We start from the raw sequence: 26,794 nt of genomic DNA on the forward strand, positions 1-26,794 counted from the left end.
CTTGTAGCCGGCGATGTTGGCCTGCGAGGACAACACGTCCATGCTTTGCGCACGCGTGGTCCGCGGCGCGGCTTCCAAGGCGAAACCAATGACACCCGCCGCCGCCATGCGCGCATTGTTCTCGGCATCGAACGGGTTGAGCATGCCGACCACCGCACTGCCACGTGGAATCAACGCGATTTCCGCGATCGACGGCGCGCGTACCTTGAGCACCAACTCGGCGCCAAGGGCTTCGGCCGCGCTACCGCTCGACGCGCCCGCTGCGACATACGCCGCATCAGGCACGCTGGCCGCCTCGCCCGCACCACGCTCCACGGTGACGCGATGCCCTGCGCCCACCAGCTTCTTCACCGTTTCCGGTGTGGCCGCGACGCGGGATTCGCCGGCGGCCGTCTCCTTTGGAATGCCAATATGCATAGTTATTGTCTCGGGGTCTGAGCCCCTGTCATGTTGTGAAACTCAGGCCGCAACGGCTCTCGGCGACTGCATCGAACGCCCTTCATTGGCCGCTTCGAAGCAACGCACCTTGGTGCAGTGAATCAAGTCGCACAGGAATTCCGGCTCGTAGGCGCGCAGCAGATGCGGCTGATGTCCGTCGAGGTAAGCCCCGATCAGCAACAGCTCGGCCATGCGCAACGCCTGCGCCGAAGCGCCTTCGAGATACGCCAGCGGTAAATCTTGGTTCCCGGTCGCGTGCAGCAAACGGGCATAGGTGGGGTGGTCCCAATACCAGTCCAGCCCCAATTCGACGAATGCGTTGTTGAACGCATGCAGATGGGCGTTGGCAACCGGTGCCAGGGCGGCGGGTTTGATATGCGATTCGATGACAGACATGATGGCGCTCTCCCAAAACAGTGATCGTCTCCAGAACACGCAGACCCGCGCTCGCCTGACATGACAGGTCACCGACGCTTTGCTGTCACATCACTTTCATGCGGGCCGCCATTGCAGATTACGCAGCCCGATCCATAAAAGACAGTTAAAGTTAATTATGCAAACCATCTACGATTACTTATACTTCTTCGGCAACGCTTAGCGTGCGGAAATCGTTCCGCCGCCCCGCCGATGTCAGGATGACCGCCGCATGAAACACGCCACGCTCCGTCAACTCAAGGTCTTCGAAGCCGTGGCGCGCCATTTGAGCTTTTCGCGCGCCGCCGAAGAACTTCACCTCACGCAACCGGCCGTCTCGACACAGGTCAAGCAGCTCGAGAGTCACGTCGGCCTGCCGCTGTTCGAGCAGTTGGGCAAGAAGGTCTTCCTCACGCCGGCGGGCGCCGAAATGCTCCACTACAGCCGCGCGATCATTGCGCTCTTTCGCGAAACCGAAGAGGCAATGGATCACCTCAAGGGCATCACGGGCGGCAAGCTCAACGTGGCCGTGATCAGCGCGGGAGACTATTTCTTTCCCAGGTTGCTTGCGGCCTTTACCGCACGCCATCCCGGCGTGACGCTCAATCTCACGGTTCATAACCGCGAGGAACTCCTGCATCAGCTCACCGAAAACCTCACCGATCTGGCCGTGATGGTGCGTCCGCCGCCGGAGATCGACACGATCAACGAAGCCTTCGCGCCCCATCCGTATGTCATCGTGGCACCGCCGGATCATCCGCTGGCCAGCCAGCGTCAGATTCCCTTCTCGCGTCTGACGGAAGAACCGTTCATCAGCCGCGAGCGCGGATCCGACACGTGGAATTCCCTGCAGGACGCCTTTGGTCAGCGCACCCAGCGACTGAAAATCACGATGGAGATCGCCAGCACGGAAACCATCAAGCAAGCGGTCGTGGCGGGCATGGGCATCAGCTTCCTGTCGGCCCATACCGTTGGCATGGAGCTTCAGACCGGTCAGTTGACGGTGCTCGACGTCCAGGGCTTTCCGGCCTGGCAAAGCTGGTACGTCGTGCATCGTCGCAGCAAGCGGCTGCCGCCGGTCGCGCTCGCCTTCCGGGAATTCCTGCTGGCCGAAGGCGCTGCGCTCATCGACGGCATGATGGCCTACAAGAGTCCCGTGCCGCCTCCCGCTGCGCGCGGCGGCGATCACGCCGCCGCGCGCCGGACAGATCCCGGATCCGCCGAATGAAAAAGGGCGATCGACTCAGGCCTTTGCCACCCCGGCCGACCACCGTGAAATCGATTGCTCCCTCAGCCGCCCATGCGGTTGGCCAACGTCCCCAGTCCGTCGATGCTCACCTCGACCAGCGCGCCCTCTTTCATCGAGCCCACGCCAATCGAGGTGCCCACGGCGATCACGTCCCCCGGCATCAGGGTCATGTCCTGTGAGATACGCGCGACGAGTTGCCACGGGTTGAAGATCATGTCGGCGAGCGGATAGCGCTGACGCTCCGTGCCGTCGAGCCGCGTGACGACCTCCGCCTCGCGCCAGTCGAAATCCTGTGCAATGACGGGGCCGAGACAGCCGAACGTGTCGAAGCCCTTGGCCCGCGTCCACTGTGCGAAGTTGCCGTCCTGCTCGATGATTTCAGCGGCGGTCACGTCGTTGACCAACGTGTAGCCGAGGATGTAATCGCGCGCGGCTTCCTCGCTCACTTGGCTCGCGCGCTTGCCGATCACAACGCCCAGCTCGCCCTCGAACACGATCTTGCCCGCATACGACGGGGGACGCTGAATCACCGCGTCGGGCCCGTTCAGCGACGTGGCCGGCTTGATGAGAAAGAGCGGATGCGACGGCGCGGCCTTGCCGAGCTTCGCGCCGAGCGCGTGAAAGTTGTTCCACAGCGCCACGATTTTCGAGGGCTCGCACGGGCACAGCAGATCGACCGTATCGCGCGCGATCGTCGCGCCCGTGGCGATCGGCTGATCGTAGAGATTGCCGCGATGTTCGAGAATATGGTCGTCCTGCAGCAGGCCAAAGCCGATGCGACCATGCGCGGTCTTGAAACGGGTCCAGAGCTTCATGCGTATGCCTTATCTGTAACCGCCCGGCGCTACGGCAGGGTTCGCCGTTCGCGCGCCGGACGCGATGTCGTGACGTCATTCCCATCTGCCTCGTGCAGACGACTTGCGTTCGTGCGACGCCGCTTACACGGCGCTGCTTACACCGCGCCGATTTCGCGCAGTGCCGCGATCTGCTGTGTGCTGTAGCCGAATTCCGAAAGCACGTCGTCGGTGTGTTCACCAAGCAGCGGCGAGCGCTCCACGTGCGTAGGGCTGGCCGAGAGCTTGATCGGGTTGCCGACGGTGAGGTACTTGCCGCGCTTCGGGTGATCGACTTCGACGATGGTCCCCGTCTCGCGAAGCGACATATCCTCGGCAATCTCTTTCATCGACAGAATCGGACCGCACGGGATGTCGTACTCGTTGAGGATTGCCATGACCTCGAACTTCGTCTTGGTCATGGTCCAGTGTTCAACTGTGTCGAAGATCTCGCGCAGACGCGGCAGACGGGCACGCGGCGTGGCGTAGTCGGGATGCTCGACCCACTCGGGCTTGCCGATCACCTTGCAGATCGAGCCCCACACGGGTGCCTGCGCGATGAAGTAGATGTACGCGTTCGGGTCGGTCTCCCAGCCCTGGCACTTGAGAATCCAGCCCGGCTGGCCGCCGCCCGACGCATTGCCGGCACGCGGCACGGCATCGCCGAACTCGCCGTTCGGGAACTGCGGATACTCTTCCATCACGCGCGCGCGCTCCAGGCGCTGCTGGTCGCGCAGCTTCACGCGGCACAGGTTCAACACCCCGTCCTGCATGGCGGCGAGCACGCGCTGGCCCTGTCCGGTCATCGTGCGCTGATACAGCGCCGTAACGATGCCCAGCGCCAGATGCAGCCCCGTGCCCGAGTCGCCGATCTGCGCCCCCGTGACCATCGGCGGGCCGTCGTCGAAACCGGTCGTCGACGCCGCACCGCCCACGCACTGCGCCACGTTCTCGTAGACCTTGCAGTCCTGGTACGGACCGGGTCCGAAGCCCTTGACCGAGGCCACGATCATGCGCGGGTTCAACGCGTGGATGTGCTCCCACGTGAAGCCCATGCGATCGAGCGCGCCGGGGGCGAAGTTCTCAACGAGCACGTCGCAGTCGCGGATCATGCGCTCGAGCACCGCCTTGCCTTCCGGGTGCTTCGTGTCGAGCGTGATCGAACGCTTGTTGCTGTTGAGCATCGTGAAGTAGAGACTGTCCGCGTCGGGAATGTCGCGCAGTTGATCGCGCGTCACGTCGCCGTGTCCCGCGCGTTCGATCTTGATCACGTCCGCGCCGAACCAGGCGAGCAACTGCGTGCAAGTCGGCCCCGACTGCACGTGCGTGAAGTCGAGAATGCGCACACCTTCAAGTGCCTTGCCCATGATCGGCTCCGCTCAGCACGTGGTCCGGGCAACTGCGCCCGAAGCCGACAGTTGAACTCGCGCATGGCGCACGGCACATGCCGCGACCTGCTCAATGTGCGTGCCACGCGCTGGGCGGGCTTCGCGCCGGATACTGGCGACGATGATCATGGTTTGTCTCCTCCTGATGCGACGGCGTTTATGTAATCGGTGCGCGAGACGCGACGACACGCGGGGCTCGCCTGATCGCTCGATGGTTGTCGCCTCTGCGGGCGCCATCCCCATCGTGGATCGATTGCTGTGATATACAGTATTTCATACACGATATTTTATCAACGGCTTTTTGTTGCCGATGAGATTTGCTGTCTCGCCGCATCGATCGGCAAAAAATCGCCGGAATCCCCATGTATCAAGGGAGTCCGCACCGCAACATGGTCCATGCGATCCGACCGGGCTACGGGTTTACAGGCATGTGTCACCGCGATGAAATTCGGTCGCCTGCGGTGCGGATTCCTGGCAAGTCCAGTGAATATATTGAATACAAAATATTCACGTACCGCCGCATCGCCTTTTCCTGGCGGCCGAAATGCAAAAAGCACCGATTCGCGACGCCGCCCTATCGGGCGCGTTGCGAATCGGTGCTTCCTGTCTCTGGCGGTGACGGCTGGGCGTTAGCGGCGACCCCAGGCGCACCGCGCTACGTCGACCGGCATCGAGCGTTCAGCCGGCGGTGGCAGCCACCTTCGCCTCGAGTTCCGCCACGCGCTTGCGCAACTGACGATCTTCCTGGAAGCGCGCAGTCTCGTCGCGAATCACGGCCACGATGCCGGTGACTTCACCGCCCTCGCCGTGCAACAACGCCACGGTGAACGCAATCGACATGGCGCGGCCGTCCTTGTGCGCGGCGGGGACTTTGAGCAGATCGCTGCCGTACTTCGTCTGCCCGGTCTCCATCGTCTTCACATAGCCTTCATTGTGGCGCGCGCGCAGCCGCTCGGGAATGATGATGTCCAGCGGCTGCCCGAGCGCCTCGGCCTCGGAGAAGCCGAACATCTTCTGCGCGCCGCTGTTCCACAGCGTGATGATGTTGTTCGGATCGGCCACGACGATGGCGTCGCCCACTACCTGGACCAACTGACTGACGTCGACGGATGCGCTCATGATGTCTCCAATAATCTTGTGGGAAATGCGATTGGCAGGGATACCAAACATGCCAATAAAGTACATCAATTAGAGGACAACACGGTCCCGAAAATAAAAATGGGTGCTGGCTCCGCTCGGCGCCGCACCCATGAATCCCTGCCTTGCGCCCAGTGCGCCGTCACCGCCCGGAGGCGGCGGCAGCACAGACGGCGCATTGGCGGCGAGCCGGGCTTAGCCTGACTCGTTCCGCCCTCGCGGACTTAAACCGACCGCGACGAATGCAGGTTTGCGATCTGGTCCTTGCTGTAGCCCAGCTCGGACAGGATCTCGTCGGTATGCTCACCCAGCAGCGGCGAACCCGTGATTTCCGGCTTCAGACCCGAGAACTTGATCGGGCTGCCAACGGTCAGGTACGTACCACGCTCCTTGTGCGGCACTTCCACGATCGTGCCCGACGCGCGCAGCGACGGGTCGTTCGCGATTTCCTTCATCGACAGAACCGGTGCGCACGGGATATCGAACTTGCGCAGGATGTCGACCGCTTCGTACTTCGTCTTGTCGGCCAGCCAGGCTTCGATGGTCGCGAAGATTTCGAAGATGTGCGGTTGACGCGCTTGCGGCGTGGCGTAGTTCGGATCTTCGATCCACTCCGGCTTGCCCAGCGCGCGGCAAATCGGCTCCCAGGCGTGACCCTGAATCGTGAAGTAGATGTAAGCGTTCGGGTCCGTCTCCCAGCCCTTGCACTTGAGCACCCAGCCCGGCTGGCCGCCACCGCCTGCGTTACCGCCGCGCGGCACCACATCGCTGAACTCGCCATGCGGGTACTGCGGATACTCTTCGAGGTAGCCGATACGGTCAAGACGCTGTTGGTCGCGCAGCTTCACGCGGCACAGGTTGATGACCGAGTCCTGCATCGAGACGGCGACCTTCTGACCACGGCCCGTCTGGCCACGGCCGATGATTGCCGTCAGAATGCCGATCGCGAGGTGCATCCCGGTGTTGCTGTCGCCCAGCGCTGCGGCCGACACCGTCGGAGGGCCGTCCCAGAAGCCCGTCGTCGATGCCGCGCCACCGGCGCATTGCGCCACGTTCTCGTACACCTTCAGGTCATCGTAGTGGTGACCGTCCGAGAAGCCCTTCACCGAGGCCATGATCAGCTTCGGGTTGAGTTCGTTCAGACGCTCCCACGAGAAGCCCATGCGATCCAGCGCGCCCGGGCCGAAGTTTTCCACCAGCACGTCGGATTCACGCACCAGCTTTTCGAGAACTTCCTTGCCTTCCTGCGTCTTCGTGTCCAGCGTCAGCGAACGCTTGTTGCTGTTGAGCATCGTGAAGTACAAGGCGTCGGCGTCGGGGATGTCGCGCAGTTGGTTACGCGTGACGTCGCCCGAACCCGGGCGTTCCACCTTGATGACGTCCGCACCGAACCAGGCCAGCAACTGCGTGCAGGCGGGGCCGGCTTGAACGTGCGTGAAGTCGATGATCTTGATACCTTCGAGGGGTTTGCTCATGTCATGTCTCCTTAATTGACTCGAGTTACTTTTTCATCGCCGCGCTTTGCGGATTCAGGTTGGTCAGACGGCCGCTTTCGGTGCCCGCCGCTTCGTCGATGACGGCGTTGATCAGCGCCGGCTTGCCTGCTGCGATGGACTCCTGGAGCGCCTTCGTCAGTTCTTCCGGCGTGGTGACGTGGTAGCCGATGCCGCCGAACGCTTCGATCATCTTGTCGTAGCGCGCGCCCTTGACGAACACCGTCGGTGCCACGTCCTTGCCGCCCGTCGGATTGACGTCGGTGCCGCGATACACACCGTTGTTGTTGAAGATGATGGTCGTGACCGGCAGCTCGTAACGGCAGATGGTTTCGAGTTCCATGCCGCTGAAGCCGAATGCGCTGTCGCCTTCGATGGCCACGACGGGCTGACCGCTGGTGACGGCCGCGCCGATCGCGAAGCCCATGCCGATGCCCATCACGCCCCACGTACCCGAGTCGAAGCGCTTGCGCGGCTGGTACTGGTCGATGATGGCGCGCGCGTAGTCGAGCGTGTTCGCACCTTCGTTGACGAGGTTGATGTCCGGATGCTGCTTGAGCACGTCGCGAATCGCGCCCAGCGCGCTGTGAAAGTTCATCGGCGACGGATTCTGCGCCAGCGTTGCCGCCATCTTCGCGAGGTTCTTGCTCCTGCGCTCGGCGATGGCGCCGGTCCATTCGGTCGACGGCTTGCCGAAGTTGGCGTCCACGCCGGCGAGCAGTGCCGACACGCACGAGCCGATGTCACCGATCACCGGGGCCGCGATGGCCACGTTGCTGTCGATTTCGGTCGGCGAGATGTCGATCTGCACGAACTTCTTCGGGGCAGCGCCCCACGTCTTGCCCTTGCCGTGCGCGAGCAGCCAGTTCAGGCGCGCGCCGATCAGTACGACGACGTCGGCTTCCTGCAGCACGAACGAACGTGCGGCCGCGGCCGATTGCTCATGCGTGTCGGGCAGCAGACCCTTGGCCATCGACATCGGCAGGTAGGGAATGCCGGTCTTCTCGATGAGGGCGCGAATGTCGGCGTCGGCTTGCGCGTACGAAGCGCCCTTGCCGAGCAAGATCAGCGGACGCTTGGCGCCCTTGATGACGTCGAGCGCGCGCTGGACGGCATCCGGTGCCGGGATCTGACGCGGTGCGGCGTCGATCACGCGAATCAGGGAGTCTTTCGCCTTCTGTGCGTCGATGGTCTGGGCCAGCAGCTTGGCCGGCAGATCCAGGTAGACGCCGCCCGGGCGACCCGACACGGCGGCGCGAATGGCGCGGGCCAGGCCAACGCCGATGTCTTCGGCATGCAGCACGCGGTAGGCCGCCTTGCAATACGGCTTGGCCGCATTGAGTTGGTCCATCTCTTCGTAATCGCCCTGCTGCAGGTCGACGATCTCACGCTCGCTCGAACCGCTGATCAGGATCATCGGGAAGCAGTTGGTGGTCGCGTTGGCGAGGGCGGTCAGGCCATTCAGGAAGCCAGGGGCGGACACGGTCAGGCAGATGCCGGGCTTTTGCGTCATGTAGCCGGCGATGGCCGCCGCATGTCCGGCATGCTGTTCGTGGCGGAAGCCGATGAAACGCATGCCTTCGGCTTGCGCGAGTCGAGCCAGATCGGTGATGGGAATCCCCACCAGACCGAAGATGGTGTCGATGTCGTTCGCTTTCAGGGCGTCAATGATCAGATGGAAGCCATCGGTCGTTGCTGCCTCGGACACGATGTTCGCGTGTCGGCTGGTGTCATTGAGCGTGTTGCCCGCGGTGTCGTTTTCCGCTTTGCCGACTGGCACGGTCATCGCAATGGACATAATTCTCTCCTCCAATTTTTCCGGTTTCAGTGTTGCGTCGTCTTGTCTGACGATTAATGGGTATTCCCAAACTGCTGCGCTACTTGCTCACCCGGCCGTGCAACCGGCCCCCACAAGGGCACGGATTGCACGCCGGTCAAACATCTCTTCAATCCAGCCGCTCAGGCGGCGTCTTCACATCGTCAGTTCACGTTACGTGGTACTGCGCGATAGATCCGCCGCCTGTACGACCGGCTCGCTGGCTTGCGCCTTGTAGTCACTGGCGTAACGCTGTGCCAGTCGGGCACGCATCGGCTTGAGGACGAACAAGGCAAGGAAGGCAGCGAAGGCGTTCATGGCGCAAGCGATCATGAACACAGCCTGCCAACTGCCGGTCGACGTGGTGATGATGCTCGAGAAGGGCACCAGCAACGCGGCGGTCCCCTTCGCGGTGTAGAGCATCCCCGCGTTGGTGGCGGCGTACTTCGAGCCATACGTGTCGGCGCAGGTCGCAGGGAACAGACTGTAGATCTCCCCCCAGGCGAAGAACACCAGCCCCGTCAGGATCACGAAGGCCACCGGGTGCTGGCCGAACTTGGCCAAGGCATAAATCCCGACGGCTTCCATCGCGAAGGCGATGAACATCGTGTTTTCGCGACCGATCTTGTCCGAGATCCAGCCGAACACCGGACGCGTCACCCCGTTGAGCACACGGTCGATAGCCAGTGCGAAGGTGAGTGCGGGCAGCGTCAGACCGAGGATCGACACCGGTGCCTGATCGAGACCGTAGTCCTTGGCGATCGGGCCGAGCTGTGCCGTCGCCATCAAACCGCCGGCGGCCATCAGCACGAACATCAGATACATCATCCAGAACACCGGGGAGCGCATCACTTCCGTCGGCTTGGCGTTGTAACGCATGGCACCCGGGGCCAACTTCCTGAGCGCCTCGATCGACGCCGGCGGGTTACAGAGCGCCAGACCCAGCAGCAGCACGATGATCCCCTGGCCCAGACCGAAGGTCAGGAAGGTGTTCTCGTAGCCGCTCGACTTGATCATGTTGGCAATCGGCACCACCGTCAGTGCGGAACCCGCGCCGAAACCCGCAGCAGTCAAGCCCGCAGCCAAGCCGCGGCGATCCGGGAACCACTTCAACGCATTACCCACGCAGGTGCCATATACCGCACCGGCACCCACCCCGCCCACAGCCGCCGCGAAATACAGCATCGGCAGCGAAGAGGCATGGGCATTCAACACCCAGGCGACACCGCACAACAGACCACCCCCGACCACCACCGGGCGCGGGCCGAACTTGTCGACCAGATACCCTTCGATCGGCACCAGCCAGGTTTCGGTCACGACAAAAATCGTGAACGCCACCTGAATGGCCGTACGGCCCCAGTGATACTTCTCATCGATCGGGTTGACGAACAGCGTCCACCCATATTGCAAGTTGGCGATCATCGCCATGCAAATCACGCCGAACACGAGCTGAACCCAAGGGCTCGCGAACACGGATTGCTTACCGTGTTGATTTTTCGTCTCCACTTGTACCTCCTCCATCGGTTTCCAGTTGTTTGGCAGCTTCACAACAACAACACCTTCCGGATGGGGTCTGTGCCCCCTGGGTATGCTTTACGAGGTCTTCGCCTCGTCGACTTGTCTCTGATGCTTACGGGGTCCATTGCATTTCCCGTAAATATACCGAACGAAATATACGATATATCAGATATAAGTCAACACTAATTTATTGCGATCCTCGTCTTCCGCTTCGTGTACCGCAGTCGTTTTCGTCCATTGCAGCGAAAACCATTACGGCACACGAGGCACTGTTCTAAGTGGCGGCTAGATACAGTAACGCCACTGTAGGCCCGACCGACGCAACAACGCAATGCGAAAATACTAAGGAGTTAACCTGATCCGAAAGGCTTGCCCAATAAGGCACTCAGCCCTTTTATATCGGTCTCCTTGGCAATTTTTAAAACCAACACAAGACGATATTTTCGATACTTTTTCTCACAAGAAGCCCGTTATGACGCCATCGCGAACTTCTTGTAACACACCGTAATAATTCACCTAAGGGACGCGTAGAGCGTTTTCCACGCCCTCCTTTCATGCCCGATGCGCTCACACATCCGGACGCCGCTTTTGGGGCATCTGCGGGGAAACCATGACGGGAATTGACCCCGGAAGGCTTGGCGCTCTGGTTCTTGTGATATACGATATACAACATTTGGTATTAGAAGAATAAACGGCCAGTACCAGGCCCAGGTTTCGATTCACCTTTGGAGGGAGAGACTTCATGAAGATTTGCATCTATGGCGCCGGTGCCATCGGTGGCTATCTCGGCGTGCAACTCGCGCACGCCGGAGCCGATGTCAGTCTAGTGGCGCGCGGTCCGCATCTGGCCGCCATGCGCGAGCACGGACTCAAGCTGCTGATCGATGGCGAGGAGCGCGTCGCCCAACTGCGTTGCACGGACGATCCGCGTGAACTCGGTCCGCAGGATTACGTGATCATCGCGTTGAAGGCGCATTCGGTCCCGGCGGTACTCGACGCGATGCAGCCGCTCATCGGTCCGAATACGGCGGTCGTCACGGCCGTGAATGGCATCCCCTACTGGTACTTCTATAAGCACGGCGGCGCGCTTGAAGGCACGACGCTCGAAAGCATCGACCCGGGCGGCCGTCAGTGGCGTCAGCTCGGCCCCGAGCGCGCCATTGGCTGCGTGGTCTATCCGGCCACCGAAGTGGTGGCCCCCGGCGTGATCCAGCACGTCTACGGTAACAAGTTTCCCTTGGGCGAAGCCAGCGGCGAGCGCACCGAGCGCGTGGAGAAGCTCTCGCAGTTGATGACCGCCGGCGGACTCGACGCGCCGATTCGCGAGAACATCCGCGACGAAATCTGGCTCAAGCTCTGGGGCAACCTCTGCTTCAACCCGATTTCGGCACTCACGCACGGCACGCTCGATATCATCGCGAGCGATCCGGGCACGCGCGCCATTGCGCGCGCCATGATGCTCGAAGCCAAGGCGATCGGCGACAAGTTTGGCGTGCATTTCCGCGTCGACGTGGAGCGGCGCATCAACGGTGCGGGTGCCGTCGGCGCGCACAAGACGTCGATGCTCCAGGATCTGGAACGTGGCCGCGCGATGGAAATCGATCCGCTCGTCTCGGTGGTGCAGGAGATGGGGCGCCTCGCCAACGTGCCGACACCGACGCTCGACGTGGTGCTGGCGCTGATCAAACAGCGTGAGTTCATGACGCAGCCCGATGCCGTCGCGGCCGCACAAGCGCGTCTGGCCAAAGCGGCCTGAGTCAAACGTTGTTTTCAAGAAACACCCCTCGCGGGACTGACAGCACTGTCCCGCGGGAATCAGCCTCTATATATAGAGAGAGGCGGCGGCCGCAAGCATCGGCAAGAACTGGATGGCCGCCCCGCCCTGCCGTCGTTCAAGCGCGCCGCCACCGATTCGCCGGTCGCGGCCGATTTTTCGCCGACAGCCGGCGCCCCGTCGCACCGAACCACACCATTGCCGACGTGGTTTCGCGGCAACGCAATAATTCGCCTTTGCACCACGTTTAGAGCACTTCGGGTTCTCCCTGAAACCACGCGCGCCACGGGCGTCCCGAAATCCGCACTCATGCAAGCCTGACGGACCACCCAGGAGGTTCACCGCCACCCTCGACCCACAGAACAAAATCGGAAAAAAAGACAAATCCGGGCAGTCAAGCATCGCAACGACACAAGGAACGTCCCGAAAAACGATAAATATTGGTATTTGGTATGTGGTATATCTTGAGACTTGTTGCAGCGCGACATACAATGCAAAGCAAGTTCTCCCCCACATTTCATTCGTCAACATTTATCAGGAGTATCACCATGTTCGTCGCTGCGCTGACTTTGCTTGCCCTTGCTTCCGCCCTTGCCACCGGTGTTGCGATGGTTCACCTCTTCGTCGCCCTGCCGGCCTCGATGCTCGAAAAGGCCGAAAAGAACGGCCGCTTCGCCTACCTGGCGGAAACCACGCAGGCAAATGAATCGGGTAAACTCGTTACAAAGCCGGCAACCATCGTGGGGCAGCAAGCATTGCGCCTCTGAAGGGGCCGTAATACCTAGGAGACTATTGCATGTCCCTGATCACCCCAACTCCGGCGCGCGTGACTCCGCTCGCGCTGGAGCCGATCGACACCACCACGAGTTTTCGCAATCAGGCGTATGCGCTGCTGAAAAAAGCCATCGCCGATGCCGATATCTATAACCAGAAGGAAGAAATTCGCCTGGACGAGCGTCAGCTCATCCAGGTGCTCGGCGTTTCGCGCACGCCGATTCGCGAAGCCATGACCTTGCTGGAACAGGAAGGCTTTCTGCGGACGGTGCCACGCCGGGGCATCTTCATCATCCGCAAGACCAAGCGCGAAATCGTCGAGATGATTCAGATGTGGGCGGCCCTCGAAGGAATGTCCGCGCGTCTGGCGACATTGCACGCGACCGACGAGGACATCGTCAGGCTCCGTCATCTGTTCGACGAGTTCGTCAATGCGCCGCCGACGGATCATATCGAAGAGTATTCGGACGCGAACATCGACTTCCATCAGGCGCTGATCAATCTTGGCGGCTCGCAAGCCATCGCCAATACGATCAAGAACCTGTTCATTCACGTGCGCGCCATCCGCAAGGTGACGATCGCTCAGAACGACCGAGCCGCCCGCTCGATTGTCGATCACCTGAAGATCATTACCGCCCTCGAGAAGCGCGACACGGAACTCGCCGAGAAGCTCGCACGCGACCATACCCTGGGTCTGGCCGCCTTCGTCGAAGAGCACTGCGACTTCCTCGAATAACGCGCGGCCACCGCTGCGCCGCGCCCGGCAACGGACGCGACACGCAAAAAAAGCCAGTGACATCGGTATGTCGCTGGCTTTTTTCTTTTGCCCCTCCACCATCGCGTGCTCTCCCACGGCGTACCGTCTGTTCCCCTCCCAGTCTCGACAATCGCGGTGGATTCGGGAGCCAAGTCTCAGCCCCCAATTCGGGTAAACGAGCCTGTCAAACCCGCGCCGAATCTATTGCACGTATACCGTATATCATATATCGTGTTTCACATACGGATGTACCGCAGCACCGATTTGTTGATGCAGGTTGACGAAGTAAGCCACGGGCGAGAGGCCGAGCTCGTGCGGCATATGGTGGGGGCTATGTGCCGCACGCTCGTCCGGCGCCGCGCTGATCGCTAGACCCGAGCAGCGTCGCCGGATGTGACCATTGGGCCTCTCGCCCCAGGGCAAGACAAGAACAGATAACTCACACCCTCAGGCGCCCCGTTCCCCACAGGGTGCCAAACAGGAGACAACAGCCATGCGCGAGGCTTTTTCCATCGCCACGGTGCACGCGATTCTGGACGCCCATTCGGCTCAGGAAGGTCCGCTTCTGCCGATCCTTCATGACGTTCAGGACGCTTTCGGCTACGTCCCCCCGGACGCCGTGCCCGTCATCGCCAACGCCCTCAACCTGTCTCGCGCCGAAGTCCATGGCGTGATCACGTTCTATCACCACTTCCGCACCAGCCCGCCGCCGCGCCACGTCGTGCAGATCTGTCGCGCCGAGGCGTGTCAGAGCATGGGCGCCGACGCGCTTGTCGCGCATGCCGAACGCGTGCTGGGCTGCGCGATGCACAGTCATCACGGCGACGTTGCGCTCGAACCGGTGTATTGCCTGGGCCAATGCGCGACGTCACCCGCGATCACGATCGACGACAAGCTTCACGCGCGCGTCACCCCCGAGAAATTCGACCGTCTGGTCGCCCGCGCCAAGGATGCCGCATGAGCCAATCCTCCACTTCCGCCCAGTCGTCCTCCGGCAAGGTACGGCTTTATCTGCCGCGTGACTCCGCCGCGCTCGCGCTCGGTGCCGACGATGTCGCCGACGCCATCATGGCGCAAGCCGCGCAGCGCGGTATCGACATCGAACTGGTGCGCAACGGTACGCGCGGCATGCTGTGGCTTGAACCGCTGCTCGAAGTCGCAACCCCGGCAGGGCGGGTCGCCTATGGTCCGGTCGATGTCGACGACGTCCCGGGTCTGTTCGATGCCAACGTCACGGCCGGCGGCGATCATCCGCTCGCCCTCGGACTGACCGAAGAGATTCCGTATTTCAAGAAGCAGGAACGGTTGACGTTCGCCCGCGTGGGCATCACCGATCCCGTATCGGTCGACGACTACGTTGCGCACGACGGCTTTCGCGGTCTGCGCAATGCGCTCGCGATGGACGGTGCGGCCATCGTCGCGCAAGTCACCGAATCGGGCCTGCGCGGTCGCGGCGGTGCGGCGTTCCCGACCGGCATCAAGTGGAAGACGGTGCTCAACACGGCCGCCGCCCAGAAATACATCGTCTGCAATGCGGACGAAGGCGATTCGGGCACGTTCGCCGACCGCATGCTGATGGAAGGCGATCCGCTCGTGCTCGTCGAGGGCATGACGATCGCCGGCATCGCCGTGGGCGCCACGCGTGGTTATATCTACGTACGCAGCGAGTATCCGCATTCCATCGATGTGCTCAACGAAGCCATCGTCAACGCCGGCAACGCGGGCTACCTGGGCGATGACATCCTGGGCTCGGGCAAGGCCTTCCATCTCGAAGTGCGCAAGGCGGCCGGGGCTTACGTGTGCGGCGAAGAAACCGCGTTGCTGGAAAGTCTCGAAGGCAAGCGCGGCGTGGTGCGTGCCAAGCCGCCCCTGCCGGCCATCGAAGGGCTTTTCGGCTTGCCGACAGTCATCAACAACGTGATTTCGCTGGCGTCGGTGCCGATCATCATGGATCGCGGCGCGGCGTTCTACAAGGACTTCGGCATGGGTCGCTCGCGCGGCACGCTGCCCATCCAGCTCGCGGGCAACATCAAGTACGGCGGCCTAATCGAGAAGGCCTTCGGCGTGACGCTGCGCGACATCCTGTACGAGTTCGGCGGTGGCGCCATCACCGGCCGCCCGCTGCGCGCGGTACAGGTCGGCGGCCCGCTCGGCTCCTATCTGCCCGAATCGCAATGGGACACCCCGCTCGACTACGAAGCGTTCGCCGCACTCTGGGCGGTGCTCGGCCACGGCGGCATCGTGGCGCATGACGACACCGTCGACCTGGCCAAGCTCGCGCGCTATGCGATGGAGTTCTGCACCATCGAGTCGTGCGGCAAATGCACGCCATGCCGCATCGGTTCGACGCGCGGCGTCGAAGTGATGGACAAGATCATCGACGGACGCGACCGTCCCAAGCAGATCAAACTGCTGCGCGACCTGTGCGACACCATGCTCTCCGGCTCGCTGTGCGCGATGGGCGGCATGACGCCCTACCCCGTGCTGTCTGCACTGAACCATTTCCCCGAAGACTTCGGCGCGGCCGAACCGTCGAATCTGCCGACCCAGGCCGCCTAGGAGATCGCCCACCATGATGGACCCGATGTTTGAGAAGGATTACGGCACCCCGCGCCGCGAATCGACGCAGGAAGTCACGCTGGAGATCGACGGCGAACAGGTCACCGTGCCCGCAGGCACGTCGATCATGCGCGCCGCCTCCGAAGGCGGCGTGAACGTGCCCAAGCTGTGCGCCACCGACTCGCTCGAGCCGTTCGGCTCGTGCCGTCTTTGCCTCGTCGAGATCGAAGGCCGACGCGGCTACCCCGCGTCGTGCACCACGCCCGTCGAACCGGGCATGAAGGTGCGCACGCAATCGCCGAAGCTGCAGGAACTGCGCAAGGGCGTGATGGAGCTGTACATCTCCGATCACCCGCTCGATTGCCTGACCTGCGCGGCCAACGGTGACTGCGAACTGCAAGACATGGCCGGCGTGACGGGCCTGCGCGAAGTGCGTTACGGCTTCGACGGCGACAATCACTTCGACAGCCAGAAAGACGAGTCGAACCCCTACTTCACCTACGACGCCTCGAAGTGCATCGTCTGCAACCGTTGCGTGCGCGCCTGCGAAGAAACGCAAGGCACATTCGCACTGACGATCTCGGGCCGCGGGTTCGAAGCGCGCGTCTCGGCGGGACAGGATCAGTCGTTCATGGACTCCGAGTGCGTGTCGTGCGGTGCCTGTGTGGCCGCCTGCCCGACCGCGACGCTGCAGGAAAAGTCGGTCATCCATCTCGGCCAGGCCGAGCACGCCAAGATCACCACCTGCGCCTATTGCGGCGTGGGTTGCTCGTTCAAGGCGGAGATGAAGGGTAACGAAGTCGTGCGCATGGTGCCGCACAAGGACGGCCAGGCCAACGAAGGCCACGCCTGCGTGAAGGGCCGCTTTGCCTGGGGCTACGCCACGCACAAGGACCGTATCCTGACGCCCAAGATTCGCAAGAAAATCACCGATCCGTGGCAGGACGTGTCGTGGGACGAGGCGCTCGACTATGCGGCGTCGGAGTTCAAGCGCATTCAGGCCAAGTACGGGCGCGATTCGATCGGCGGTCTGGTGTCGTCACGCTGCACGAACGAAGAAGACTACCTGGTGCAAAAGCTCGTGCGCGCCGCGTTCGGCAACAACAACGTCGACACCTGCGCACGCGTGTGCCACTCGCCGACCGGCTACGGCCTGAAGGCAACGCTCGGCGAATCGGCCGGCACGCAGACCTTCAAGTCGGTCGAACACTCGGATGTGATTCTCGTGATGGGCGCGAACCCGACCGACGGTCACCCGGTGTTCGGCTCGCGCATGAAGAAGCGCTTGCGCGCAGGTGCCAAGCTGATCGTGATCGACCCGCGCCGCATCGACCTGGTCAACAGCCCGCACATCAAGGCCGACTACCACCTGCAACTGCGTCCCGGCACGAACGTGGCGATGATCAACGCGCTTGCGCACGTCATCGTGACCGAAGGCCTGATGGCCGACGCGTTCATTGCCGAGCGCTGCGAGGACCGCGCGTTCCAGCAGTGGCGCGAGTTCACTGCTCGCGCCGAAAACTCGCCCGAAGCGACCGAAGTACACACCGGCGTGCCGGCGCACCTCGTGCGCGGTGCCGCGCGTCTGTATGCGAAGGGCGGCAACGCGGCGATCTATTACGGTCTGGGGGTGACCGAGCACGCGCAAGGCTCCACGACGGTGATCGGTATCGCCAACCTCGCCATGGCCACCGGCAACATCGGCCGTGAAGGCGTGGGCGTGAACCCGCTGCGCGGTCAGAACAACGTGCAGGGCTCGTGCGACATGGGCGCGTTCCCGCACGAACTGCCGGGCTACCGTCACGTGTCGGATTCGACCGCCCGCGCGCTGTTCGAAGCGGAATGGGGCGTCGAGATCCAGTCCGAGCCGGGCCTGCGTATTCCGAACATGTTCGACGCGGCGATTGCCGGCACCTTCATGGGCCTGTACTGCCAGGGTGAGGACATCGTGCAGTCCGACCCGAACACGCAGCACGTGACCCATGCGCTCGAGCAGATGGAGTGCATCGTCGTGCAGGACATCTTCCTGAACGAAACGGCGAAGTATGCGCACGTGCTGCTGCCGGGCTCGTCGTTCCTGGAGAAGGACGGCACGTTCACCAACGCTGAGCGTCGTATCTCGCGCGTGCGTCAGGTGATGCCGCCGCGCGCCGGTTACGCCGACTGGGAAGTCACGATCGAACTGGCCAAGCGACTGGGCTACGAGATGCACTACTCGCACCCGTCGGAAATCATGGACGAGATCGCACGCCTCACGCCGACATTCACCGGCGTGAGCTACGAGAAACTCGACAAGATGGGCAGCGTGCAATGGCCGTGCAACGAAGCGGCACCGGACGGCACGCCCGTCATGCACATCGACGAATTCGTGCGCGGCAAGGGCAAGTTCCTCATCACGCAGTACGTGCCGACGGATGAAAAGGTCACGCGCCGCTTCCCGCTCATCCTGACCACCGGGCGGATTCTGTCGCAGTACAACGTCGGTGCGCAGACGCGCCGCACGGACAACGTTCACTGGCATGACGAGGACCGGCTCGACATCCATCCGCACGATGCAGAAGAACGCGGCGTGAAGGACGGCGACTGGGTCGGCATTCAGAGCCGCGCGGGCGAGACCGTGCTGCGCGCCGTCGTGACCGACCGCATGCAGCCCGGCGTGGTGTACACAACGTTCCACTTCCCGGAGTCGGGCGCGAACGTGATCACCACCGACAACTCGGACTGGGCGACCAACTGCCCCGAGTACAAGGTGACGGCGGTGCAGGTCACGCCAGTGGCGCAGCCTTCGGAATGGCAGCGCCAGTACTCGGACTTCAATCGTCAGCAAGAGGGCTTCCTTGAACACGCTCGTGGCGCGACCGAGGCCAACGCGAGCTGAGTCGGTATAGGAAGAGAGGAAGCAACGCGCGCCGCGTCATCGGAGACCTTCGATGCGGCGCGCTGCGACGGACAATCCGCGTCCATCGCCGGCGGCTGCGGCGAGCCTCGCCGTCGATTGCCATCAGACGGTGCGGCGGACGCGCGATTGGCCACGTGAATGACGGCGGCCAACGCACAGAGAACGAATTCAGGGGACACAACAGATCATGGACACCGACAATCTGGTCAAGATGGCCAATCAGATCGGGGACTTCTTCGAGACGATGCCCGACCGCAGTGAGGCGCTCGACAACATTGCAGGCCACCTGCGACGCTTCTGGGCACCGCGCATGCGCATGACGATTCTCGAACACCTCGAATCCACCGACGGACATGGGATGCGCGAGATCGTCGTGGCGGCGATCACGGCGCATCGCGCCGAACTCTGGCCGCGCGGCTGAGCATAGCTCAGGAATATCGCTCGGCCGTTGGCATGGCCCATGCGGCGACTGACGTAGTGACGGGCGTCGCCACGTGGGTGCCGCTTGGGTGCCGCTTTGATGGGCGTCTACGCGCCCAGTTTGATGAGTACTGCCCCGCCGACCACAAGGCCGCACGCCGCGAGGCGGCGGGCGTTGAGTTTTTCCCGCAGGAACAACCCGCCCAGCAGCACCGCGATGATGGCGCTCGACTCGCGCAGCGCCGACACGACACCCATCGGCAGGTATTGCAGCGCGAACACCACCATGGCATAGGCGCATTGCGCGACGATGCCCGCCCCCAGCGCTTCCGTCACGCGTCGGCGCGGCGCGAAGAACATGCCGCGCCATCCGCCCCGCCACGTCGCCACGGCACCCATCACCGGCACGCTCGCGAAGAGGTAGGCCCATGCGAGGTAGCCAAAGCCGTTGCCGTTTGACAATCGAACGCCGAAGCCGTCGACGATCGTGTACGCGGCAATGAACACACCCGTGAGCAACGCGGCAGGCACGCTGTCGCCCGAGAAGCGGCGCCCGCGCAACGCGAGCGTCAAAATGCCGGCGCAAATGCACACGATGCCCCCCGTTGCCATCCCGGTCGGCCACTCGCCCGCGAGCAGTAGGGCCGCGCCCGAGATCAGCAACGGAGAAATGCCGCGCGCAATGGGATAGATCTGCCCGAACTCACCGACGCGATAGGCTCGGATGAGCGCCGCCGTGTACGCGACCTGTGCGGCAGCTGAGAGGAGAATGAGCGGCCAAACGTGTACGGGCGGTAGGGGCAGCCACACAATGCCGACCACGGCGGCGAGCGCTTGCGGCACCGCCATCATGCCGACTTGCCAAACGCGATCGGGACTGGCGTGAAGAAAGGCGTTCCAGGAGGCGTGCATCAGTGCCGAAAGCAGCACCAACAGCACGATGGGGGTGGTTGTCATGGGAATGGATCGCAACAGGCGGATGCCCTGGCGGACGACTGACGCCGCCCGCGTCGGACAGCACGCAAAGCGCCATTGTCGCAGCGGCGATCCCGTCGAGATAGGGCCAACGTGAAGGATTCCTACAGGGCCAGTTCGCTTCGCGATCGTCGCCTCACGTCATCGATTCACATCGCCCGCTCGGTGGCCACGGCGAAACTGGCGGTCGCTTGTGGCGGGCGACGGCGCGCAAGCAACCTGCCGCCGGCGCCGCGCCGGCAAAAGTTGTCCACACCCTGTGTGGATAACCCACTGGATAACCTGCCCTCACCCTCCCGAATGCCCCACGAACAAAGGCTGTCAAGATCCATGCTCAAAAAACGATCAGCCGCGGAACAAATTTTCGGCTTGACGGTCCGCCCTCTCCCTGCTCAGGTGCCGTCGCCTTCATTTGCCGACGCATCGGGCTCCTTCGCAACCGGCGCATCGGATTTTCCGGATGCGTCGGGCGGCGATTGCGGCGCGCCGCGCAGCGCCGCCACGACCTGACTCTGGCCGAGCACCGCGTCCGGCGCCTGCTGCAAGGCCAGGCGATAACGCTCGCCGAACTCGATGTCGGTGTGACGGAACAGCTTGGCCGCCTCGTCGGCCAGGGCAATACCGGCGTCCGCCTGCGGCGGCGTCTGCTCCAGCCATTCGTCGAGGGCGACAATCAGCCGCGAGAGCGGGTCGAGCCAGCGGAACCAGGCGTCTTCGGTCAGCAACTGAACGAAACGTCCGGTCGGCACCGGTCCGAAGACGGCTTCGTATTGCAGTCGATCATTGGCAATCAGAACCTTGTGCTGGGCAAGCAGCGCGGCGCGCAACGTCTGCATGGCAGCGATCTGGGTGGCATTCGCCGGCGTGGCTTCGGTCGGTTCGGTCATCTGGACGTCAGAAAGGTTGGGAAACGGAAATGGAAAGCGTCTTACATGCACTTTAGGACTTGGCCCATAGCCAGCAGACGTTTGGGTCACGATACTACATGGGTCTCGCAAACACCTCGCGAGATCGGGCTTTCACTTCCCCGTGGAAGGCCTGCTTCCTCACCCGCCGACCCGGCGGGTTTTTTTTCCCGTACGCCCCTCGCTGCGCAGTCATGCCGGCAGTCGACCCACGCCTTCCGACGGATCCGACACGCTGTCGCCTTCCCCTGCCGCTTATCGCATCAGGCAAACTCGTTTATCATCGGCAGCGCCGATTCCCCTCCTCCCGATCCCGACATCCGATATGACCCATTCCGCGCGTCCCCAAACCATTGGTGTCATGGGTTCCGGCAAACAGCCGTGGACCGAACTTGCCGCGCCGCTCGGCCGGGCGATCGCCATGGCCGGGTTCCACCTGCTCACCGGCGGGGGACAGGGCGTGATGGCAAGCGTGAGTGAAGCCTTCTGTGCCGTGCCGCAACGGCTGGGCCGCTGTATCGGCATCGTGCCGACCGAGGCCGTCGGCAACGATGACGAGCCGACCACGTTTCGCCCGGCGCCCGGCTATCCGAATCCGTTCGTGGAAGTGCCCATCGTGAGCCCGTTGCCGCGCCATCTGCCCGATGCGGCGCCAGGCACGCTCTCGCGCAATCACATCAACGTGCTTTCTAGCGATGTCATCGTCGCCCTGCCCGGCCAGCACGGTACACGCGACGAAGTCGGGCTCGCCGTGCGTTACGGCAAGCCCGTCATTCTGTTCGGGGACGCTGCGCATTTCGCGGATATGCCCGCGACGCTCGTGCGGACGGTATCGCTCGATACCGTGATGGATTTCGTCAGAACGGTACGGTGAGCTTCGCGTCGACCGACTGGAAGCGATACGACCAGCCCGGCAGGCCGCTCGAGGATGGCATCCACGGCGCGTTCAGGCGCTGCATCACCGACAGATCAAGCTTCGACGCCCCGAAATTGTGCGTGTGGCTTAGCCCCACCTCGGCATAGCTGTCGTAGGTGTGAAGCGCGTTCGGGTCTTCCGTACGACTCCTGTTGTAGCGCAGTTCCAGGCCCGTCGAGCCATTCGCCGTGAAGTCGAACGCGCGGCGCACACGCCATTGCAATGTCTGTGTCTGCGTGATGCCGGCGTCGATCTGGTCCCTTGCCGCGTTGGCCATGCCGATGATCCCAACCGTCCAGTCGGCATCGATCGGCACCGAGTAATTGGCCGACAGATCGCGGTTCGTCGCATCGCGACGCGCATTCTGCAAATCCTGACTGAGCGTCGTATTGAATTTCCCGTACATGCCCAGCGGGTTGTTCATCAACAGATTCGCAGTGCCCTGCATCTTGCCCGAGGAGGTCATGCCGCTGTTGTTCATGCCGACGTTGAACTGGTAGGGCCGCTCGTTGATCACCTGAAGGCCCACGGCACCCTCGCCGGGCGTGCGGCTGAGCGTGGCGACGAACGGCAACTGCGCGTCGCGCACCACGAGCCCTCCACGCATCAACATGCGGATATTGCGATCCGCGCGAGTCTCGTAACGCGGCAGTCCGCGCAGACACGAGGCGCGCGCAAGAAACGCATTGGGCGGCGCGATGTCGGGGGTCGGCGGCGGCTCGCCGCTCGCGGCCGATGCCGCCGATGCCGCAGCATCCAGGTCGACGGCGGAAATGGCTGTGCCGTCAGCGCTCAGCTCCGGCGCCACGGCAAAATCGGCGGCCGGTAGTGGCGGCGATGGCGCCGGCGCTTGTGCCGACGGCGCCTCTTGCGACGCATCGACGTTCGACGCTTGCGTATCCGACGCCGTCTGCGGGGCCTTGGCCACCGCGTCGCCGGCAGCGGCTACGTCACTTGCCACTGAAGGCGCGGCTCGCTTGGCGGCGTCGCGTTCGACGGCGGCGGCGACCGCATCCGGATCGTCACCCGCGAACAAGGCAATGGGGTCGGAGGCAGCATCAGGATCCGTGGCCACCGGCGGCGCAGGCGGCGGTGGCGGCGGCACGAAATACTGAGGCGCGAGACCGCGATCCCACAACCCGTAGGACACAGCGTTCCGCTCAGTAAAACAGGGTGGATTGATATCCGAGAACAAGGATTGTGCGTACGCGCCCACCGGCATCCCGGCATTCAGGCACGCGGCCAACAGGAGGCAACTCCGCACGACCGGCTTTACCGACATTCGACACCTGAAAATCTCACCCCGCGCTGATGTCATCCACCGGCGTCGTGCGCCGCGTCCGACAAGTGGGGGATGTAGCGACAAAGGGCCATTTTACGTCGATCATGTGTCCGCCTGCCAGTCGCAAAACGCCGGGAACTCTTTCACCCGACCACCACTCATATCGCGTGACTTCCCCTGTAGTGATTTTTGCCCGCCTCGCGCGGGCATTTTTATTGACTCGTGCAGTGCGGCCCCATCGATCGGATTACCGCTGAATCAACGCCCATCGGTTCGCTTCACTTTGGCCTCACACCGTGGCGTCATTGGGGCGCGCGGATCTCGTGAATCGTGCCAGGCCCCCAGCCCGTGGACGCCCAGGCGCCGTCGCGCAGCGTCCATTCGTCACGGCCCGTCTGCTCCCAGTGCGGCGGCGTGTAGCGCATGCCCGGGCGCTTGGGTTCCATGTGCCCGTCGACCCAGTCGTAGCGGCCGTCTTTCCACTGCCAGTAGCCCGGCACCCAGAATTGTCCCGTGGGCGCCGCGTGGGGATCCTCGAAGCGCGGCGGTGGCGGGCCGCGTTGGAGGGTGACGTCGGCGAGCGCCGGCAGGCTCAGCAGACACAAGACGGCAGCCAGCGCATGACGATGGCGGGCAACCCGCAAGGCAGAAAATCGGACGGACGACGCGAGCCTCGAAACAGGAGCGAGAGACGAGGGCATCCGGGACGAGCGAGAGGACGGCGAAGACGGCATATGCGGCCTTTGATGACGAACGGAAACGTCGGGCATTGTACCGTTCGGGAATGGCACGGCCCTGATCGCCCGGACGGCTGCCAGACCTTATAATCGGCGCACTCGCAACCTGCCGCCGCTTGCGGCTTCCTGAATACCGGGTTTCCCGCCTTCCCGCTTTCCCGGATTGGCGGATTACCCGATTCCCCGATTCGATGGCGACCGCCCTGACCGGCCTCCTCCCAGCTCACTCATGAACCCTGCCCCTGCGGCCGTCGGCCACCGGCAACTGCTTCGTCTGGCGGTGCCTATCGTGCTCGCCAATCTCACTCAGCCCCTGCTCTCGGCCGTCGACACAGCCGTGGCCGGTCATCTGCCGGGTGCCGCTTATCTGGGCGGCGTCGCCCTTGGTGCGCTGCTGTTGAACCTGCTCTTCTGGGGCTTCTCGTTCCTGCGCATGGGCACCACGGGCCTCGCGGCACAAGCGTTCGGTGCCGGCGACGCCGAGCGTCTGCGCGACACGCTCGCACGTGCGCTGACGCTGGCGGTCGCGATTGGCGCCGTGTTGCTTGTCTTTCGCGAACCGCTGGTGTCGCTGGGGGTGTCGTGGCTGGGGGGAAGCGCCCAAGTGCAATCCTTAGCACGCCAATATGCGAGCATCCGCGTGCTCGCCGCACCGCTGGCGCTTGGCAACTACGTGGTGCTCGGCTACCTGCTGGCGTGTCAACGCGTGCGGCAAGGGCTTGCCGTGCAGGTGTTCATCAATCTCGTGAACATCGTGGCGGTGTTGATCTTCGTGCGCGGCTTCGACTGGGGGGTGGCAGGCATCGCAAGGGCAACCGCGCTGGCCGACGTACTCGGCTTTGCGCTGGGCGCATGGCTGCTCTGGCTCGCACGTACGCCCGGCTTGCCGCCGCTGCGACTGGCCACGCTGGTCGAGCGCGGCGCCCTGTGGCGCTTGCTGCGGCTCAATCTCGATATCTTCCTGCGCACGCTGTTTCTGCAACTCGCCTTTGCCTGGTTCGCTCGCGTGGGCGCAAGACTTGGCGACGTCACGCTCGCCGCCAACGCGCTACTGCTGAACTTCCAGACGTTCATGGCGTTCGGCCTCGACGGCTTCGCCCACGCGGCCGAAGCCCTTGTGGGCGCCTATGTCGGTGCGCGTCAGCGAGCGGCGCTGCTGCATGCCATCCGGTTGTCGCTGGGCTGGGCGCTGGGCTGCGCCGTCGCGTTTGCCCTCGTCTACGCCGTGGCGGGTGGCGCGATCATCGATGCCCTGACCGATCAGCCGGCACTGCGCACGACCGCGCGCGAATTCCTGCCCTGGGCCGTGCTCTCGCCGCTCGTGGCGGTGTGGTGCTTCCAGCTCGACGGCGTATTCATCGGCGCGACGCGTACGAGGGAACTGCTGACGTCCTCGTTGATCGGCCTGCTGGTCTTTGGCGCGGTCATGCCGTTCACGCTCGATGCCTGGGGCAATCACGGCTTGTGGGTCGCCCTTATGGCATTTCTCGCGACGCGCGGCATCGTGCTGGGGGTCTTGCTGCCGCGCATCTGGCAGGGGCTTGCGCGCCCGATCACGTAACCCGCCAGCAGGATGACCGGCGACGACGGCCAGCCACCATGACCCGCAACGACGATCAGGCGATAACTACTGTCGACGGCCTCAGTCCGCGCGAATACACGCCAGCGCGGCGGCGTGCAGCTCGGCATTCCCGGCGGCCAGCACGCGCCCCTGCGAGGTGAGCGTAAGCGGCCGGCCCTCCCAATCGGTGATAACGCCGCCGGCCGCCTCGACCACCGGCGCCACGGCCAGATAGTCGTAGGTCTGCAATCCCGCTTCCATGACCAATTCGATGTGTCCGCTCGCCAGAAGCCCGTAGGCGTAGCAATCTCCGCCGAAGCGGCGACGGCTGACAGCCTTCGTCAACCGCTCGAATTGCGCATACTCCGCCGCGTCGAAGATGTCGGGCGATGTCGCATAGACGGTGGCGTCGGCCAGTGTCGTCACCGGGCTGGTGGCGCACACCGCACCGCCGAAGCGGGCCTCGCGCACGCTGCTTGCGGCATCGTTCACGCCGATCCAGCGCTCGCCGGTCGCCGGAATGTCGATCAGGCCGACGACCGGCTTGCCGTGGTGCAACAGGGCGAGCAACGTGCCCCATAGCGGGTGCCCCGTGATGAAGCTGCGCGTGCCGTCGATGGGATCGATCGACCAGACGAATTCCGCGTCCACGCCCTGCTTGCCGAACTCTTCGCCCCAGATGCCGTGCGACGGATAGCGCGCTGCAATCTGCGCGCGCAGCGCCGTCTCGACCTCGCGATCCGCAATCGTGACCGGGCTCTCATCGGCCTTGTCGTCAACCGCCAGCCGCCGGCGAAACCACCCCAACGACAGCGGTCTCACGGCATCGGCCATCGAAGCGGCGAAAGCCGCATACTCGGCAACAGCGGGTACGCACGACATGCACGAATCTCCTGCAAAGAGGCCGCACGCGGCGGCAATAATGGAAAACGCTCGACGAATCGCGATC

At 63.4% G+C, this 26,794-nt stretch carries 23 protein-coding genes; 10 read left to right on the forward strand and 13 right to left on the reverse strand.

What is annotated here, in order from left to right:
* Positions 1–417, reverse strand: a 417-nt coding sequence (locus tag PSO31014_RS12080; protein ID WP_484555845.1) for a Rossmann-fold NAD(P)-binding domain-containing protein, incomplete at its 3' end; no start/stop codon positions are given.
* Between the two features lie 42 nt (positions 418–459).
* Entirely contained in the window at positions 460–834 is a 375-nt protein-coding gene (locus PSO31014_RS12085; RefSeq protein WP_017231689.1) for an HAD family hydrolase, read from the reverse strand.
* 250 nt (positions 835–1,084) lie between these two features.
* Here PSO31014_RS12085 and PSO31014_RS12090 point away from each other — a divergent pair, with 250 nt between their 5' ends.
* Complete coding sequence (locus PSO31014_RS12090; RefSeq protein ID WP_150551857.1) at positions 1,085–2,080, forward strand: LysR family transcriptional regulator; 996 nt, start codon at positions 1,085–1,087, stop codon at positions 2,078–2,080.
* A gap of 62 nt (positions 2,081–2,142) precedes the next feature.
* Here PSO31014_RS12090 and PSO31014_RS12095 read toward each other — a convergent pair whose 3' ends face one another.
* The 6 genes from PSO31014_RS12095 to oxlT all read right to left on the reverse strand — a co-directional run bounded on the left by PSO31014_RS12095 (position 2,143) and on the right by oxlT (position 10,289).
* Complete coding sequence (locus tag PSO31014_RS12095) at positions 2,143–2,916, reverse strand: fumarylacetoacetate hydrolase family protein (RefSeq protein WP_150551858.1); 774 nt, start codon at positions 2,914–2,916, stop codon at positions 2,143–2,145.
* A gap of 137 nt (positions 2,917–3,053) precedes the next feature.
* The gene (gene frc / locus PSO31014_RS12100; RefSeq protein WP_130025388.1) at positions 3,054–4,301 is read right to left on the reverse strand and encodes a formyl-CoA transferase; all 1,248 of its coding nucleotides are present in this window, start codon (positions 4,299–4,301) and stop codon (positions 3,054–3,056) included.
* A 699-nt stretch (positions 4,302–5,000) separates the two neighbouring features.
* Positions 5,001–5,441, reverse strand: coding sequence for a PAS domain-containing protein (locus tag PSO31014_RS12105; protein WP_017231694.1), 441 nt, complete (start codon positions 5,439–5,441; stop codon positions 5,001–5,003).
* A gap of 242 nt (positions 5,442–5,683) precedes the next feature.
* Complete coding sequence (gene frc / locus PSO31014_RS12110; RefSeq protein WP_150551859.1) at positions 5,684–6,934, reverse strand: formyl-CoA transferase; 1,251 nt, start codon at positions 6,932–6,934, stop codon at positions 5,684–5,686.
* A gap of 25 nt (positions 6,935–6,959) precedes the next feature.
* Positions 6,960–8,750, reverse strand: a complete 1,791-nt coding sequence (gene oxc, locus PSO31014_RS12115) for an oxalyl-CoA decarboxylase (RefSeq protein ID WP_246176608.1) — start codon at positions 8,748–8,750, stop codon at positions 6,960–6,962.
* A 192-nt stretch (positions 8,751–8,942) separates the two neighbouring features.
* The gene (gene oxlT, locus PSO31014_RS12120; RefSeq protein WP_150552079.1) at positions 8,943–10,289 is read right to left on the reverse strand and encodes an oxalate/formate MFS antiporter; all 1,347 of its coding nucleotides are present in this window, start codon (positions 10,287–10,289) and stop codon (positions 8,943–8,945) included.
* 739 nt (positions 10,290–11,028) lie between these two features.
* Here oxlT and PSO31014_RS12125 point away from each other — a divergent pair.
* From PSO31014_RS12125 to PSO31014_RS12155, 7 genes are all read left to right on the forward strand, one after another.
* On the forward strand, positions 11,029–12,042 hold the full coding sequence (locus tag PSO31014_RS12125; protein ID WP_130025386.1) for a 2-dehydropantoate 2-reductase: 1,014 nt from the start codon (positions 11,029–11,031) through the stop codon (positions 12,040–12,042).
* A 566-nt stretch (positions 12,043–12,608) separates the two neighbouring features.
* On the forward strand, positions 12,609–12,827 hold the full coding sequence (locus PSO31014_RS12130; protein ID WP_017231699.1) for a hypothetical protein: 219 nt from the start codon (positions 12,609–12,611) through the stop codon (positions 12,825–12,827).
* A 29-nt stretch (positions 12,828–12,856) separates the two neighbouring features.
* The gene (locus PSO31014_RS12135) at positions 12,857–13,570 is read left to right on the forward strand and encodes a GntR family transcriptional regulator (RefSeq protein ID WP_017231700.1); all 714 of its coding nucleotides are present in this window, start codon (positions 12,857–12,859) and stop codon (positions 13,568–13,570) included.
* A 514-nt stretch (positions 13,571–14,084) separates the two neighbouring features.
* Positions 14,085–14,552, forward strand: a complete 468-nt coding sequence (locus PSO31014_RS12140; protein ID WP_150551860.1) for a formate dehydrogenase subunit gamma — start codon at positions 14,085–14,087, stop codon at positions 14,550–14,552.
* Positions 14,549–16,150, forward strand: a complete 1,602-nt coding sequence (locus PSO31014_RS12145) for a formate dehydrogenase beta subunit (RefSeq protein WP_150551861.1) — start codon at positions 14,549–14,551, stop codon at positions 16,148–16,150. The genes PSO31014_RS12140 and PSO31014_RS12145 overlap by 4 nt, the downstream gene beginning before the upstream one ends.
* Before the next feature lie 13 nt (positions 16,151–16,163).
* Positions 16,164–19,028: a formate dehydrogenase subunit alpha gene (fdhF, locus tag PSO31014_RS12150; protein WP_150551862.1), complete on the forward strand. Its 2,865-nt coding sequence runs from the start codon at positions 16,164–16,166 to the stop codon at positions 19,026–19,028.
* 208 nt (positions 19,029–19,236) lie between these two features.
* Complete coding sequence (locus tag PSO31014_RS12155; protein ID WP_130025382.1) at positions 19,237–19,470, forward strand: formate dehydrogenase subunit delta; 234 nt, start codon at positions 19,237–19,239, stop codon at positions 19,468–19,470.
* Positions 19,471–19,577: 107 nt separating this feature from the next.
* On the opposite strand, the gene PSO31014_RS12160 is transcribed toward PSO31014_RS12155, so the two are convergent.
* Together PSO31014_RS12160 and PSO31014_RS12165 are read right to left on the reverse strand one after the other, a co-directional pair.
* Positions 19,578–20,426 (reverse strand): EamA family transporter, encoded by an 849-nt coding sequence (locus PSO31014_RS12160; protein WP_150551863.1) that lies wholly within the window; start codon positions 20,424–20,426, stop codon positions 19,578–19,580.
* 410 nt (positions 20,427–20,836) lie between these two features.
* Entirely contained in the window at positions 20,837–21,331 is a 495-nt protein-coding gene (locus PSO31014_RS12165; protein WP_150551864.1) for a hypothetical protein, read from the reverse strand.
* 343 nt (positions 21,332–21,674) lie between these two features.
* Between PSO31014_RS12165 and PSO31014_RS12170 the strand changes: the two genes are divergently transcribed.
* Positions 21,675–22,223 carry an SLOG cluster 4 domain-containing protein gene (locus tag PSO31014_RS12170; protein ID WP_246176609.1) on the forward strand — a complete coding sequence of 183 codons (549 nt, stop codon included), beginning with the start codon at positions 21,675–21,677 and terminating at the stop codon, positions 22,221–22,223.
* On the opposite strand, the gene PSO31014_RS12175 is transcribed toward PSO31014_RS12170, so the two are convergent.
* Positions 22,207–23,415 carry a ShlB/FhaC/HecB family hemolysin secretion/activation protein gene (locus PSO31014_RS12175; protein WP_150551865.1) on the reverse strand — a complete coding sequence of 403 codons (1,209 nt, stop codon included), beginning with the start codon at positions 23,413–23,415 and terminating at the stop codon, positions 22,207–22,209. The genes PSO31014_RS12170 and PSO31014_RS12175 overlap by 17 nt on opposite strands.
* A 434-nt stretch (positions 23,416–23,849) precedes the next feature.
* On the reverse strand, positions 23,850–24,191 hold the full coding sequence (locus PSO31014_RS12180) for a hypothetical protein (protein ID WP_246176610.1): 342 nt from the start codon (positions 24,189–24,191) through the stop codon (positions 23,850–23,852).
* 322 nt (positions 24,192–24,513) lie between these two features.
* Here PSO31014_RS12180 and PSO31014_RS12185 point away from each other — a divergent pair, with 322 nt between their 5' ends.
* Positions 24,514–25,845, forward strand: coding sequence for an MATE family efflux transporter (locus PSO31014_RS12185; protein WP_150551867.1), 1,332 nt, complete (start codon positions 24,514–24,516; stop codon positions 25,843–25,845).
* 81 nt (positions 25,846–25,926) lie between these two features.
* Here the strand turns inward: PSO31014_RS12185 and hisN are convergent, their stop codons facing one another.
* A complete protein-coding gene (gene hisN, locus PSO31014_RS12190) occupies positions 25,927–26,727 on the reverse strand; it encodes a histidinol-phosphatase (RefSeq protein WP_150551868.1) in 801 nt (266 codons plus the stop codon).
* Between the last annotated feature and the right edge of the window lie 67 nt (positions 26,728–26,794).

The organism is Pandoraea soli, from assembly GCF_902459595.1.
Taxonomy (GTDB): Bacteria; Pseudomonadota; Gammaproteobacteria; order Burkholderiales; family Burkholderiaceae; genus Pandoraea; species Pandoraea cepalis.